Here is a 14,736-nt window from a genome sequence, read left to right as displayed (position 1 = left end):
GCCGTAATATTTTGCTAATTAACTCAAAATAATTACGGCTAATAATATTTATAGTTTAAACTTATTTATACTTTCAATCATAGTATCCGTTATGTTTTTAAGTTCCTTTGAAGAATCGGCAACCTTATTAGCCTGTATAGTCATCTCTTCAATAGAAGCTGATATCTCCTCCGCTGATGCAGATACTTCTTCTGCTATAGAAGAAGAATTTTCTATCTTACATAAAATATTTTCTTTTTCCTCATTCAAATGTGAAGACCCATTATTTAAATTTTGAATCTTAGGTATTATATCATCAATTGAGTTTAATATATTTTCAAAAGATTTCATTGAATTATTTATAATATTTACTTGATCTGCTAGCTCCTTATTTATTTCTTCAGAGGATCTAACAATTGAAGTAGTTTCATTATAAACATTACTAATTAAGTTTGTAATACCCTCAGCAGATTCTCTACTTTGTCCAGCTAACTTTCTAATTTCTTCTGCTACTACTGCAAATCCCTTTCCGCTTTCACCTACTCTTGCCGCTTCAATTGCTGCATTTAAAGCTAAAAGATTAGTTTGTTCTGAGATACTATTAATTATATTTGTTATTTCATTTACTTTTTCAATATTACTTCCCAGTAAATTTATTTTTTCAGCAAAGTTTTTAAAATTATTATCTACTTTCTTTACAGATTCTATTAAAGATGCCATATTATCTGAACTTTCATTTGCAGTACTTTCAATTATTACTGAACTTCTATTTATGTTTCCTATTGAATCTATCATTTCATTAAGCTCTTTTGCAAAATCATTTAGCGCTGAGGTTATATTTACTAAATCCTGTGCTTGATCTCCTGTACCACTAGCTACATCACTTATGGCTATTGATACATTTTTAGAAGAAATGGACATTTCTTCTGAAATAGAATTTAAACTTGAAGAATTTTGTTCTATATTTAAAGAATTGCTTTTAACAACTAAAAGCATTTTTCTAAGGGTTTCTAAGAAATCATTTATAATGTGGGAAAGCTCCCCTATTTCATCCTTAGAATTTACATTTATTTTTTGGGTTAAATCTCCACCACGCTGTGCTAAATTATTTAATTCCTCTTTAATTTTATTGATAGGCTTTGATATTTTCTTATTAAGTACTATAAGTGCTAAAATTATAATTATTCCTATAAGGACTATTAGCATATTAGTTATAACTAATAATACTTTCACTCTATTTCCTATATCCTCTGTTTGCTTTGCAGCTCTATTGTTCATCTTTTCTTGAAATTCTGATATAGGCTTTTTTATTTCATCTTTATAGTTGTCATATTCCTTTCCAAACATGAGTTTTCTTGCCTTATCAAAATCTTTGTTCTTTGTTGCTTTAAAAGATTCTTCCTCCACAGCAATTAAACCATCAGAATTTTGTTTAGCTTTTTCTATTAATTCCAACTCATTTTGTGGTGTGTTTAATTCCTTCAACCTACTCACTACTTTATCACGAGTTTTTGTTTCATTAACTTCTTTCCAATAGTTATTATAATATTTTTCTTCTCCAAACTGTACATATCTTCTAGCTTGGTCAGTTAAATAATCGGAAGCCGTACCTAAATCTATTCCTAATTGCTTCAATTCCATCTGAGTATTTACTGTTTTTCTTTCCTCATTGTAACTAATGTTTAAATAATATACTATTCCTATAAGAGCAAGTATTATTAATATGAATGTACTTTGAATAATTTTTAATAATTTAGATATATGCATTTTATCACGCCCCCCAACTTTTTCTATGCTATGTAACTTATTTCTTATTTTATATATTGTCGTATGTTTTTTGAACTTATTTATATATTTTTCTTTATTTTTATACATTAATCGACATTATAATTTATTGACAAAAACATAAGCTAAGTATAGAATTATAGAAGTTTTTAATACTAATAATATACCAATATTATTTAAATAGTGTATTTAATTTTAAAGGAGATAGATATGGTAAATTCATTTGATAAATTAAATTTAGATTCAAAATTAGTAGAAGGTTTAAAGAAAGAAGGTATATCTGAACCTACAGATATACAGATAAAAGCAATTCCATTAGCATTAGAAAATATAGATATAATAGGGCAATCTGAAACAGGAAGTGGGAAAACTTTAGCTTATTTACTTCCTATATTTCAAAAAGTAGATGCAACTAAAAGAGAAATGCAGGCAATTATATTAGCTCCAACTCATGAATTAGTTATGCAAATAGATAATGAAATAAAACTTTTATCTAAAAACTCTGAAATGCCTATAACTTCTACCCCTATTATAGGAGAAGTAAATATAAAAAGACAAATTGAAAAATTAAAAGAAAAACCTCATATAATTGTAGGTTCTACTGGAAGAATATTTGAACTTATAAAAAAGAAAAAAATAACAGCTCATACTATTAAAACTATTGTTATAGATGAAGGCGATAGATTACTTGATGAAAGAAATCTATCTGGAGTAAAAGATGTTATAAAGACTACCATGAGAGACAGACAACTAATGGTATTTTCAGCTACTATAAATGAAAGAACACTCAATATAGCAAAAGATTTAATGAAGGAAGCAAAATTTATAAAAGCTGAAGAAAAAATAGTAGTTAACCCTAGCATTAACCACATGTATTTTGTCGCAGAACAAAGAGATAAAATTGAAACTTTAAGAAAATTAGTAGCCTCAATAAAACCTGAAAAAGCTATTGTGTTTATTAATAAAGGTGAAGAAATAGAATTGACTACATTAAAACTTCAATACCATCATATTAACGCCTATGCAATATATGGAAGTGCTTCAAAAGAAGAACGTAAGAAAGCCTTAGAAGGTTTTAGACAAGGTAAAATTCAGCTTTTAATAGCTTCAGATTTAGCTGCTAGAGGCTTAGACGTAAAAGGTGTATCTCATATATTTAATTTAGATTTATCTGAGGATCCAAAAGAATATTTACATAGAGTAGGCAGAACTGGCAGAGCTGGAAACTTAGGTACTGCTATTTCTGTAGTCACAGAAAAAGAAACTTCACTTATTAGAAAATATGAGAAAGAATTAAATATAAAAATTGAAGGCAAAGAAATATATAGAGGAACTATTCATAGCCTGCAATAAAAAAATTGTGACCAATTTTTTTCAGAGTGCAGATTACAGAGCACAGAGTACAGAGAATTTTTAGAAGTGAATAACCAGGATTGAATTGTAATAGAGACTTTTTCCCTTTCGCTATTGTAAATTTAAAATTGAGAGTTGAAAATGGCTGAAGATTAGAAGAACTTATCCTATGACTGCAATTAATATATGAAATTAAAAACTGATTCCTGTTTAATACAGAAATCAGTTTTTTAATCTCATAGGCGTTTTTAAAATAACCTCGGTATAAGCTCTATTTTAAATTTTTCGTAATGTCAATGGCGAAAAATTCTTCTTATCTGTACTCTGTCATCTATGCTCTGTGCTCTAAAAAAGTGCTTCGCTCTTTTTTATGCGGCCTCTCCTTCATTAACTCCAGCATTTCTCTTTTCTTTTATAAAACCAATAACTGCTGGTAAAACAGAAACTATTATAATTCCTATTAAAACATGAGAAAAGTTCTGTTTAATAAACGGCAAGTTTCCAAAGAAGTATCCTCCACCTAAAAATAATGATACCCATACTAGTCCACCTAAAAAGTTGTAGGTAATAAACTTTGGATAAGACATTTCTCCAACCCCTGCAACAAATGGTGCAAAAGTTCTTATTATAGGTATAAATCTAGCTAAAACTATGGTAATAGCTCCATGCTTTTGGTAGAATTTATGTGCCTTTTTTAAATATTCCTTATTAATAAACTTAACCTCTTCTTTTTCTAAAATTTTATATCCAACCTTTTTTCCAATATAATAATTAACTGTATCACCTAATATAGCTGATACATAAAATATGACAAAAAGCGTTAATATATTCATTGATCCTGAAGCTGCTAACGCACCTGTTGCAAAAAGAACAGAGTCCCCTGGTAAAAATGGCATTACTACTAATCCAGTTTCACAAAAAATAATTGTAAAAAGTAGTGCATAGGTCCAAATGCCATAGTTTTGTATTATTACATTTAAATACTTATCAATATGTAATATTACATCAATAAAATTTGATAAAATTTCCATTAGTATTTTTCCCTCCATATTTCAACATTTGTTATTAATTTTATTATAACTTTAAAACATTAAAATTACATTAAAAATTTTTTAAATATTTTTAGTTTTTATGCACATAATATATGTATATCAATTATCTACTTTATAAAGGAGGATAAAAATTATGGGTGATAAAAACACTGAAAGAGAAAGGCCAGGTATAATGCACTATATAATAAGGCTTATATTAACAGCAATTGTTTTAGGCGTAACATCCTTTTTTACTCCTGGCTTTAGTATTACAGGAATGTGGTCAATGTTACTAGCAGCAGTTGTAATAACATTGATAGATGCTTTAGTAGAAAGTCTTATGGGTGTTGATGCTTCGCCTTTTGGAAAAGGCTTCAAGGGATTTGTTATTGCGGCTATAATAATATACATAACGCAATTTATAGTTCCTAACATGAGGGTATCTATAATAGGCGCTATATTAGCTGCAATAGTTATTGGAATAATAGATGCTATATTACCAGGCAGAGTTATGTAATATATAAAAAGACGACAATTGTCGTCTTTTTTAATTAGTCTATAACTAGAGATGTAACTCTTAAATTTCTATGTTCCTTTAAATCTATAAAGTTATCGTTACTAAGAAGCAACGGGCATGACAAGTTATTTATATCGATATGTATTATTTTACATATACAATCATTATTAAGCAAAACTCTCTCTCCTATATAATAATTTATTATATGTTCTATAAATATTTTGCTGTAATTATAATCTAATTTTCCTAAACTATTTCTTTGAATAATCTCTAATGCACTAAAAGGATCTGCTTTTTTTCTATAAATTCTATCAGAATTCAATGCATCAAAAGTATCCGCTATAGCTATAATTTTTGCAAATTCATTTATTCTGTCCCCCTTTAACCCTAAAGGATATCCCGAACCATCAAGTCTTTCATGATGCATTAATATTCCATATCCAACAGATGAATTTAAAAGAGTCATATTTTTGACTAAATTATAAGCTATTACTGGATGTTTTCTTATTTCTTCCCTCTCTCTTTCTGTAAGTCTTGTTGGTTTATTTAATATACTATTATCTATTTTGCTCTTACCAAAATCGTGCAATATAGCTGAATAAACTAGTAAGTTTAATTTTATTTTATCATAGCATATCCATTTACCCAAAAGTAAACTTAAAGCCGCTACATTTACGGAATGCTTAAATATACAATCTTCCCCACTACCTTCCAAAACTATATTTTTAACTATAGTGCTTGGAGAATCTAGTTCATTCATAATTTTTTTAGAAAAATTTCTTATTTCATTCATATTAGCTCTGCCATCACATTTAATATGTTGAAACATATTCTCAATATTCTGAGAAAACCTTTTCACACTTGATTGAACTTCTTCTATTGTTTTTTTATCACTTTTTCTAGTATCTTCTTTATTATCATTTAAATCATATATTGGTAAAGTACTTTGAAAATAGACCCTTTTTAACTTTCTTATTATACCATCAGTAATTTCTACTCCCTTAGATACCAAGATAGAATTATTAGTCACTATATTCTCAGCAACAATCATTCCCGGTACTAAATCGTTTACATTAGTACAAACTATTCTATTGGTCATTCCCATCAACCCCTTAACGCAAAACTAAAATCGCTTTAATATTTTGTAACTTTTGTATTAATAATAACATTTTATGAATTATTTTACAATAACACGATTATGTTTAAAGTCGTTAATTAGCTAATTTAGCAAGAATTTAGGCTTGTTCAATTTCTTCCTTAGATAATTCTTGTTTATCTATATAAAAGTTATACCAAAGTCCTCCCAATATAAGAATACTTCCTATAATTTTTCCTTTAGAAACTACATTAACAGTTATGAAATCTATAACTATTCCTGTTACAATTTGTCCAATAAATATTAATAGGGTTGAATATATAGTTGGAATTTTAGGTATTACAACATTAGATATAGCCACTACCATAACACCTATTACCCCTCCTAAATATGCCCATACAGGAATATTATATAATTTATATGTAAATATAACTATTCCTCGTTCTTTTACAAGTAGTACTATAAAAATCCCCACTAAACCTACTACATAATTTATAAATGTTCCTTGCAATACTCCCATTTTCTTTCCTAATCGAGAGTTTATTACCATTGATAAAATAACCATAGCTCCAGTTATAAATGCAAGTACTATATACACCATATCTCTCCTCCTAATATACTACCATCACGATTATTCCTATAAGCACCATAAAAAAACCTATTGTCTTTTTAGGTTTGAATTTACTAACTTCCATACCAAATAATCCAAAATGATCTATTATTCCAGACATAATAAGTTGACCAAACAATCCTAATGACAAAGTAAGGGATGCTCCTAATTTGTTAAAAGTGATATTGTTAAAAAGCACTACGAAAACTCCAATAGCTCCTGCACTAAAAAGGTATATTGGTAATTTTTCTTTAATCTTTAGCTTTTCCTTTCTTAAAAGTAATACAAAGCTTACAGCTATAAGGCCTACTATATGGATTATTAATACTGATTTATAGTCTCCTATTCCTTTAGATAAAGTGCCATTAATAGTTACCATTATGGCAATTAAAAATCCTATAACTACTGCACTTAGCTTATACATTCAATTCCCCCATTCCTTAAGGCATATTCAAAAATAATAGACCGATGTCTAATTATTCTTTCTTACTCAAGGTTATCATACAAATAATTATATATAATAGGACATATGTCATAATTTCAACTAATAATTTATAATATTATATGAGGTGATTAACATTGGAAAAAGTTAATGATAATATGAAATTGAAACATTATATAGATAAATACAATATTAACAGCTTCTTTCTTAAAGACTTAACTCCATATATGGAACTTCTTAGCTTTAATAAAAATGAATATATTTGCAAATGCAACGATACACTAAAATATTTTTATTTTTTAGTTCATGGCAAAATTAAAGTATATCTTTTACTAAAGAATGGCAAGTCGCTTTTGCTAAGATTTTACAAGCCCTTAAGTGTAATTGGTGACATTGAATTTATTAATAACAATTATGCTATCTCTAATATTCAAGCTCTAGAAGAAACATTATTTATTGGAATTCCAATGAATATTCTAAGAAAACTAGCACTAGATGATACCGTATTTTTAAAATATATAATAAATAGTTTAGGATGTAAATTAGATAAAAACTCAAAAGCTAGTTCTATAAATCTTTTATATCCTTTAGAAAATAGATTAGCTAGTTACATTTTAGCTATTTCTTCTACAAATGATGAATATTATGATGTAAGCGAAATTTCTACATATAAACTTACTGAAATGGCAGATTTACTTGGAACCAGCTATAGGCATTTACTTAGAACTATAAATAAATTATGTAATGAAAATATAATAAAAAAATATAAAAACTCAATAGTTATATTAAATAAAAAGGAATTAGAAAGACTAGCCGGAGATATATATGAATAAAAACATTCTTTTCTATATAAATATAAACATATACCTTTTATTACAGGAATATATAATATTAATATTAGTTTTATTTTGGAGGAATCTGTTTTGAGTAAAAATGACCATGACCTTCATAAAAGAGATAAATGTGCTGATCCATCTCCTTATCCTGAAATAAAGGTAGTTAGAGAAAATCCTTTCTATGCAGCATTATTAATGGATGATTATGCTGGTTTAATCAGCGAATTTACCGCTATTAACCAATACCTTTATCATCATTTGTTTTTTGAAGATATTGATGAAGAGCTTGGAAAACTTTTAGAAAATGTAGCTATAACTGAAATGCATCATATGGAAATTCTAGCAAGTGTGATTAAAAAACTAGGTGGCAATCCTATAATTAGAGGCACTTATAGCACTTGTTGTAACTTTTGGAACGGAACCTTCATACACTATGGATCAGGGCTCTGTGAAAGATTAAAAGCTGACATTGATTCAGAATATAAAGCTATAAATGAATATAATAAACATATATGTATGATGGATGATCATTATATAAAAGCTATACTTCAAAGAATTATCTTGGACGAAAAACTCCACATTAAACTCTTCAATAAAGCTTTATTAAAATTCTGTGGATGTACTTATAGAGCTATTTCATAAAAACATTGCAAAAAAAGTGCGTGGCACTTTTTTTGTGTTTTGTGGTATTATTATATGTATGAAACTTTTAAAATAAGGCACATTAAAAAAATAAATAAGTCAGTATGCTAGGTTATTTATTTTAATGTGCCTAATGCAAATTATTGAAGTACTGTGAGGTTTTTTAATGAATAAAGCTTTGTTTATTACAGAGAAGCCATCGGTGGCTATGGAGTACGTAAAACTTTTAAATATAAAAGGAATAAAGAAGGATGGATATATAGAATCAGATAAAGCCGTGTTTTCCTGGTGTGTAGGTCATATGGTAACAATGTGTTATCCAGAAAAATATGATAAAAATCTTAAAAGATGGTCTTTGGATAATTTACCATTTTTACCAAAGGAATATAAATATGAAGTTATTCCAGCAGTAGAAAAACAATTTAATATAGTTAAAAACTTATTAAAAAGAGAAGATATAAATAAAATATATGTCTGTACGGACTCTGGAAGAGAAGGAGAATATATTTATAGACTTGTTGATCAAATGGTTGGAGTAGAAAATAAGGAAAAAAAGAGAGTGTGGATTGACTCTCAAACAGAAGAAGAAATAAAAAGAGGAATACAGTCTGCTAAAAATCTTTCTGAGTATGATTCTTTAGCAGACTCAGCATATTTAAGAGCCAAGGAAGATTATCTTTTAGGTATAAACTTTTCAAGGCTTTTAACACTTAAATATGGTAGATCTGTAGCTAATGCTATCGAAGATGATCATGTAGTAATTGCGGTAGGTAGAGTTATGAGCTGCGTTTTAGGCATGATTGTTGATAGAGAAAGAGAATTTAGGAGCTTTATAAAGACTCCTTTCTATAAAATATTAGGGAGTTTTGATGGCAATAAAGATGCTATTGATGAAGAAAAAATGGTTTATGATGGAGAATGGAAATCTGCAGAAGGCTCAAAATACATAGACTCTCCTCTTCTATACAATGAAGGTGGATTCAAAAAAAGAGAAGATGCTGAAAAATTAATAAGTGAAATAAATGAAAAAACTTTTAAAGAGTTTCCTATTATAGAGGATATAAAAAAATCCGTAGAAAATAAAAATGCTCCTTTGCTATTTAATTTAGCTGAACTTCAAAATGAATGTTCAAAGAAATTTAAAATAAGTCCTGAAGAAACTTTAAATAAAGTACAATCATTATATGAAAAAAAATTACTTACCTATCCAAGAACAGATGCTAGGGTGTTATCAAAAGCTGTAGCAAAAGAAATAGATAAAAATATAAGAAAGCTTATAAAATATGATGATGATGAAATAAAAGATATATCTCAAAATATACTAAATAACAAATGGTATTTAAATTTGGATAAAACTAAGTATGTAAATGATAGCAAGATAACAGATCACTATGCCATTATACCTACAGGAGAGGGGCTGCAAAATTATAATGGTCTTTCAGATTTAGAAAAAAAAGTGTACAACTTAGTACTTAGAAGATTTTTAGCTATATTTTATCCTCCAGCTAAATATAATAAAATAGCTATTACCACAAAGATAGATGGAGAAAGATTTTTCACCACAGATAAGGTATGTGTAGAGGAAGGATATCTTACTATATTAAAAGATAATAAAAAAAACGCAGAAGAAAAAAACCTTAAATTTTTAAGTAAACTGAAAAAATCGCAAAAAGTTAATTTAGTTAAGCTGGAAGTAAAGGAAGGTGAAACTTCACCTCCTAAAAGATATACTTCAGGATCTATAATTATTGCTATGGAAAATGCAGGTAAACTTATAGAAGACGAAGAACTTAGGGAACAAATAAAAGGAGCAGGTATAGGAACTTCTGCTACTAGAGCAGAAATATTAAAAAAGTTAGAAAAAATAGGTTATATTAGTTCCGATAAAAAAACTCAAATTATTACTCCAACACAAAAAGGAGAAATGATATATGAAGTTATAAAAAATTCTATTCCTACCTTGCTTAATCCTATTCTAACAGCTAGTTGGGAAAAAGGATTGAATATGGTTTATCAAAAAGAAATAGATCCTGATGTATTTATGAAAAAGCTAGAAGATTATACTAAAATTAATGTAAGCAAAGTTATAAATAATACAAATGTCCATATTATGCAAAGTTCTTTTAAAGAAATTAAGAATAATAACAATAATAACAATAAGAGTGGAAGTAAAAAGAAAAGGCCTTCTAATAATAAAAATAAGGACTCTATCGGTATATGCCCTATATGCAAAGCAGGCAATATAGTGAAAAACAGCAAAGGTTATGGCTGTGATAATTGGCAAAGTGGCTGTAAATTTTTCTTAGGGGAAATGTGTGGGCAAAAGATACCTCTTGAGCAAATTAGCAAATTAATAACTGATGGCAAGACAGACATATTAACCGGTTTTAAATCAAAAAAAGGTAATGAATTTAACGCAAGACTTATTATAAAAGATGGAAAAATACAATTTTTCTTTGTTAATGGGCAATAAAAAAAGACGAATTATCGTCTTTTTTTATTGTGTACTAACAAAATTTATTACACCTCTTGCAATTGCTTGTGCCATTGTATTTTGAAATGAATCACTATTTAATAACTTTTCCTCATTTGGATTACTTATAAATGCAGTTTCTACAAGTACTGCTGGTGCATCTGTATGATTTAGCACATAAAAGTTCTCTGTTTTTACTCCTCTATTAAATAATCCAGTAGCATTAATAATTTCCTTTTGTATTGATTCCGCTAATTTTTGCCCTTTTACGCTACCAGAAGAATAATATGTTTCTGATCCATTAGCAGAAGTCCCTGCACTATTAGCATGTATACATACAAAGTAATCAACATTTGCATTATTAGCTATATCACAACGCATTTGAAGGTCTTGTAATACATTTGCAGGCCAAGGTACATTGTCATTTGTTCTAGTATATACAATTTCTATACCATTTGCTTTAAGTATTTTTCCAGTTTTCAATGCTATAGCTAAATTTACATTTTTTTCAAGGACACCATTAGGACCTACTGCTCCAGAATCATATCCTCCATGTCCTGGATCTATGCAAACCTTTATTACTCCTCCATTTATAATCCTATGTACTAATATGTCTGATATTACACCAGTTCCCCCTAATACACATATTGTAGATATGTTATCTATATTATATTTAATTATAGAATTTTTTATATTAAATGAATCACTTACTAAAGCAATAGGAGCTTTTGTTTTCGCTGCTGCTGCAGATCCTGATAATGCATCTGCAAAACCATATCCATTGGCTAAATATGTATTGCTGAAATCTAAATCATTTTTAAATTCATTTATAACTGCTGCATTAGTTTCATATCTGTCACTACCACCTATTCTTTTGTAATCACCAATTTCATTAACAGCATTTGGGCTAACAGAGCCTTCTCCTCCTATAACATAATACTTACTATTTGCTTCCATAACTTTTTTTACTTCATCAGGTAATTTATCCCTTTTAGTAAGCAGTATAGGCATTTCCTTTGCAGCAGCTATTGCAGCTACTGATACTGCATCTGGAAAATTTTCTCCAGAAGTAATGAACGCTCCATTGCTTGTCCCAATTTTTTGTGCTACTTTAGCACTAGTTTCATATCTGTCTTCACCAGCTATTCTAGTACATACTATATCCTTTTGAGTTAATTGTCTTTCAACATTTTCAGATATTGCCCCAGTTCCTCCTATTATAAATGCATATTTAGGGCTTAATCTTTTTATTTCCTCCATCACATTAGTACCTATTTCCTCACTTCCTGTTAATAAAATAGGTGCATTATATTTTTTTGATAATGGAGTTGCACTTAAAGCATCTGGAAAGTTTTTGCCTGAAACCAATATTATATAATCAGAATCTTGCCAGTTACCTTGTGAAATTTTTATTGACGTTTCATATCTATCTTCCCCTCCAAATCTTTGGATGTCAGAGGCGGCACATACTTTGAATGTATATAGAAAAATCACAGATAGAACGCAACAAAAAAATGACATTAAATTTTTCTTCATTCGTTTAGTCACTCCTTATAATTTTTTTACAACTTATTATAGCACAAAATTTATTAATATCTATCTATAATATTAGACGAATTATGTTTATAATTCGCTCTACATATTTTAAGTTACATTATTTTTCATAATATTTCACCCTGTAATATTTTCCATAAGCAACAAAAATAATGCTTTCATTGACTTTATACTATATATATATTAAAGTTGTTGTAGTGTATATTGTTGTTTATTTCATCTTTCAACTTGAGAAAGGGGTGTATTTATGCTGCAGTTGATACCTAATAATGTAAAATATAGTGCTAGATTAAATAAAATAATAAATTTGAAAATATATAATAAAAATAAATTAAAATTATATTTTTATACTATTAATTTTCCAGCATATGAAGAAAACCTGTGTAAAATGGAAATGAAGTATCTTTTTAATATGATTCCAAAGAATAAACACTTTTTTTCTTACCATTATGTTGATCCTTCCAGAAGTCCTTTCATAAAACAATGTATATCTGTAATATATACTGGTAATACGCTAGAAGATATAGTTCATCAAATTATAGTTAACAATTTATCCTATGAAAAATTCAAAGTTCGTTATATTAATATTGATGATGAAAAAATTGGCTTTGGTGAAAGACGTAGAATAGAATATTTAATTGGATTTAATATAACTGGAGAAGCTGAAATGCGTTATCCAAATGTAATTTTAGGTATAACAAAAATACATGATAAATGGATATTAGGTGAATATAAAAAAAATGAGTCGGATTTAAAATTTCATGATAAAAAACCTTACTGCTATTCTAATGCACTAGGAGTAAGAGTCTCTAGAGCAATTGTAAATATAGCTGTATCTAATAATTTGAAATGTAAAGTAATAGATCCATGCTGTGGTATTGGAACAGTGGTTATTGAAGGGCTAGCCATGGAAATTGATATTAGAGGGTATGAAATAAATCCTTGTATAGCTACAAACGCCAAAAAAAATCTGCAATTTTTTGGTTATGATGATGTTATTATCGAAGGAAATATGCATAATATAACTGATAAATTCGATGCAGCAATTGTAGATATTCCCTATGGATTATTTTCTCCAACTACCCTTAAAGAACAAATAGATATTATAACTACTACTCGTAGAATAGCAAAAAAAGCAATTATTGTTACCTTAGAAAACATGGATCATCACATTCTATCCTGTGGTTTTAATATAGTTGATAAGTGCCACGTTTCTAAAGGGAAATTTACAAGGTATATAACTATATGTAAGTGATTATGCTATAATAAAGGATGCTTTAAGTATCCTAACTTATTCTAAAATAAAAGAAAGAGGTGACTTGCTATAAACAGCAAACTTGAAACAAAAGCTAACGAATATGAGATAAAAGGAAATGTTGCATATTTAAAATTAAGAAAAAAAAACGGTTCATTTATTGATACTAAAATAGACGCTGAGGATTTAACAAAAGTATTAGAAAAAGGTATTTGGTGCGCAGAATGGCATAAAGATTTTAATAATTATTTAGTTCAAAATATAATTTATACTTCTATAAATGGAAAAAAACATATTGAAAAACAAACATTACATTCATTTATTATGGGTACACACCCTAAAGTGCCTATTAGACATTGTAATGGAGATACTTTGGATAATAGAAAAAGTAATTTAGAAATATATAATCAAAATGATAAAATTAATGATTATGAGGAATTAGATAAAAATACTATTGCCATAATATTGAGGGATAAATATGGTATAAAAAAAGCAAAGTCTCTAATTGATAAAAAAGACCTAGATAGAGTTATTAACAAAGGCTATACTTGGGTTTATTATAAAAGTAACGGAAAACCTTATGCTGTGGCAAATTCTCCTGAAGGAAGAATCTATTTGAATAGATATATCATGGATACCCCTGAAAACGCCATTACACATCATATAAATCTAAATACTTTAGACAACAGAAAGTGCAATTTAGAAAATGTAGTAAAAGATGAAGATTCACAAAATGAAAATTTATAAAGATTCTGCTAATAGTTATTCTATTAGTAGGTTCCAAGGAAGAAGTAGTTCACAAAAAAGACTAGCATACTGACTAGTTATTTATTTGAATGTGCCTAGTACAACTATACCATGCTAAGGGTTCTTAGTATGGTATTTTTTATTAATATATTGATATTTTACTAATTGTTCACTATTATTTTTTAAAACAACTATTTTAAAACTTTTTGTAATGTTACTGAAGAAAAATTATCTTTATCTGTGCTCTATTATCTATAATCTATGCTCTAAAAACTTTGTACAAAAATAAAAAAAACACCAAGATTTTACTCGATGTTTTTTTAATTACCTGGCGACGACTTACTCTCCCACAAAGCCTCCCTTGCAGTACCATCAGCGCTTCAAAGCTTAACCTTCGTGTTCGGTATGGGAACGGG

The 14,736-nt window shown here is 28.1% G+C and carries 13 protein-coding genes and 1 rRNA gene; 7 read left to right on the top strand and 7 right to left on the bottom strand.

Features of this window, described 5'->3' with window-relative positions; translation table 11 throughout:
* Window positions 1-48: 48 nt before the first annotated feature.
* Window positions 49-1,746, bottom strand: a complete 1,698-nt coding sequence (locus T514_RS0117780; RefSeq protein ID WP_027625990.1) for a methyl-accepting chemotaxis protein — start codon at window positions 1,744-1,746, stop codon at window positions 49-51.
* Window positions 1,747-1,974: 228 nt separating this feature from the next.
* On the opposite strand from T514_RS0117780, the gene T514_RS0117775 reads away from it, so the two are divergent.
* Complete coding sequence (locus T514_RS0117775; protein ID WP_027625989.1) at window positions 1,975-3,117, top strand: DEAD/DEAH box helicase; 1,143 nt, start codon at window positions 1,975-1,977, stop codon at window positions 3,115-3,117.
* Window positions 3,118-3,485: 368 nt separating this feature from the next.
* Here the strand turns inward: T514_RS0117775 and T514_RS0117770 are convergent, their stop codons facing one another.
* The gene (locus T514_RS0117770) at window positions 3,486-4,148 is read right to left on the bottom strand and encodes a DedA family protein (protein ID WP_027625988.1); all 663 of its coding nucleotides are present in this window, start codon (window positions 4,146-4,148) and stop codon (window positions 3,486-3,488) included.
* Between the two features lie 154 nt (window positions 4,149-4,302).
* On the opposite strand from T514_RS0117770, the gene T514_RS0117765 reads away from it, so the two are divergent.
* The gene (locus T514_RS0117765) at window positions 4,303-4,665 is read left to right on the top strand and encodes a phage holin family protein (RefSeq protein ID WP_027625987.1); all 363 of its coding nucleotides are present in this window, start codon (window positions 4,303-4,305) and stop codon (window positions 4,663-4,665) included.
* Window positions 4,666-4,699: 34 nt separating this feature from the next.
* Here T514_RS0117765 and T514_RS0117760 read toward each other — a convergent pair whose 3' ends face one another.
* The 3 genes from T514_RS0117760 to T514_RS0117750 all read right to left on the bottom strand — a co-directional run bounded on the left by T514_RS0117760 (window position 4,700) and on the right by T514_RS0117750 (window position 6,795).
* Window positions 4,700-5,764, bottom strand: coding sequence for an HD-GYP domain-containing protein (locus T514_RS0117760; protein WP_027625986.1), 1,065 nt, complete (start codon window positions 5,762-5,764; stop codon window positions 4,700-4,702).
* A gap of 136 nt (window positions 5,765-5,900) precedes the next feature.
* A complete protein-coding gene (locus T514_RS0117755; RefSeq protein ID WP_027625985.1) occupies window positions 5,901-6,362 on the bottom strand; it encodes a DMT family transporter in 462 nt (153 codons plus the stop codon).
* A 10-nt stretch (window positions 6,363-6,372) separates the two neighbouring features.
* Window positions 6,373-6,795 (bottom strand): DMT family transporter, encoded by a 423-nt coding sequence (locus tag T514_RS0117750; protein ID WP_027625984.1) that lies wholly within the window; start codon window positions 6,793-6,795, stop codon window positions 6,373-6,375.
* A gap of 155 nt (window positions 6,796-6,950) precedes the next feature.
* On the opposite strand from T514_RS0117750, the gene T514_RS0117745 reads away from it, so the two are divergent.
* The 3 genes from T514_RS0117745 to T514_RS0117735 all read left to right on the top strand — a co-directional run bounded on the left by T514_RS0117745 (window position 6,951) and on the right by T514_RS0117735 (window position 10,764).
* On the top strand, window positions 6,951-7,646 hold the full coding sequence (locus T514_RS0117745; RefSeq protein ID WP_027625983.1) for a cyclic nucleotide-binding domain-containing protein: 696 nt from the start codon (window positions 6,951-6,953) through the stop codon (window positions 7,644-7,646).
* 90 nt (window positions 7,647-7,736) lie between these two features.
* Window positions 7,737-8,291, top strand: coding sequence for a ferritin-like domain-containing protein (locus T514_RS0117740; protein ID WP_027625982.1), 555 nt, complete (start codon window positions 7,737-7,739; stop codon window positions 8,289-8,291).
* A gap of 166 nt (window positions 8,292-8,457) precedes the next feature.
* Window positions 8,458-10,764, top strand: a complete 2,307-nt coding sequence (locus tag T514_RS0117735; RefSeq protein ID WP_027625981.1) for a type IA DNA topoisomerase — start codon at window positions 8,458-8,460, stop codon at window positions 10,762-10,764.
* 24 nt (window positions 10,765-10,788) lie between these two features.
* Here T514_RS0117735 and T514_RS0117730 read toward each other — a convergent pair whose 3' ends face one another.
* Complete coding sequence (locus T514_RS0117730) at window positions 10,789-12,300, bottom strand: N-acetylmuramoyl-L-alanine amidase (RefSeq protein WP_034869588.1); 1,512 nt, start codon at window positions 12,298-12,300, stop codon at window positions 10,789-10,791.
* 265 nt (window positions 12,301-12,565) lie between these two features.
* Here T514_RS0117730 and T514_RS0117725 point away from each other — a divergent pair, with 265 nt between their 5' ends.
* Together T514_RS0117725 and T514_RS27650 are read left to right on the top strand one after the other, a co-directional pair.
* Window positions 12,566-13,573: a TRM11 family SAM-dependent methyltransferase gene (locus T514_RS0117725; protein WP_242850628.1), complete on the top strand. Its 1,008-nt coding sequence runs from the start codon at window positions 12,566-12,568 to the stop codon at window positions 13,571-13,573.
* 372 nt (window positions 13,574-13,945) lie between these two features.
* A complete protein-coding gene (locus T514_RS27650; protein ID WP_341350171.1) occupies window positions 13,946-14,320 on the top strand; it encodes a hypothetical protein in 375 nt (124 codons plus the stop codon).
* Window positions 14,321-14,646: 326 nt separating this feature from the next.
* On the opposite strand, the gene rrf is transcribed toward T514_RS27650, so the two are convergent.
* A 5S ribosomal RNA gene (rrf, locus tag T514_RS25875) occupies window positions 14,647-14,736 on the bottom strand; the annotation flags it as partial.

It is taken from the genome of Clostridium lundense DSM 17049, from assembly GCF_000619945.1.
Classification (GTDB): domain Bacteria; phylum Bacillota; class Clostridia; order Clostridiales; family Clostridiaceae; genus Clostridium_AO; species Clostridium_AO lundense.
The sequence above is the reverse complement of the archived record's forward strand: the minus strand, read 5'-3'. Positions and strand labels throughout refer to the sequence as shown.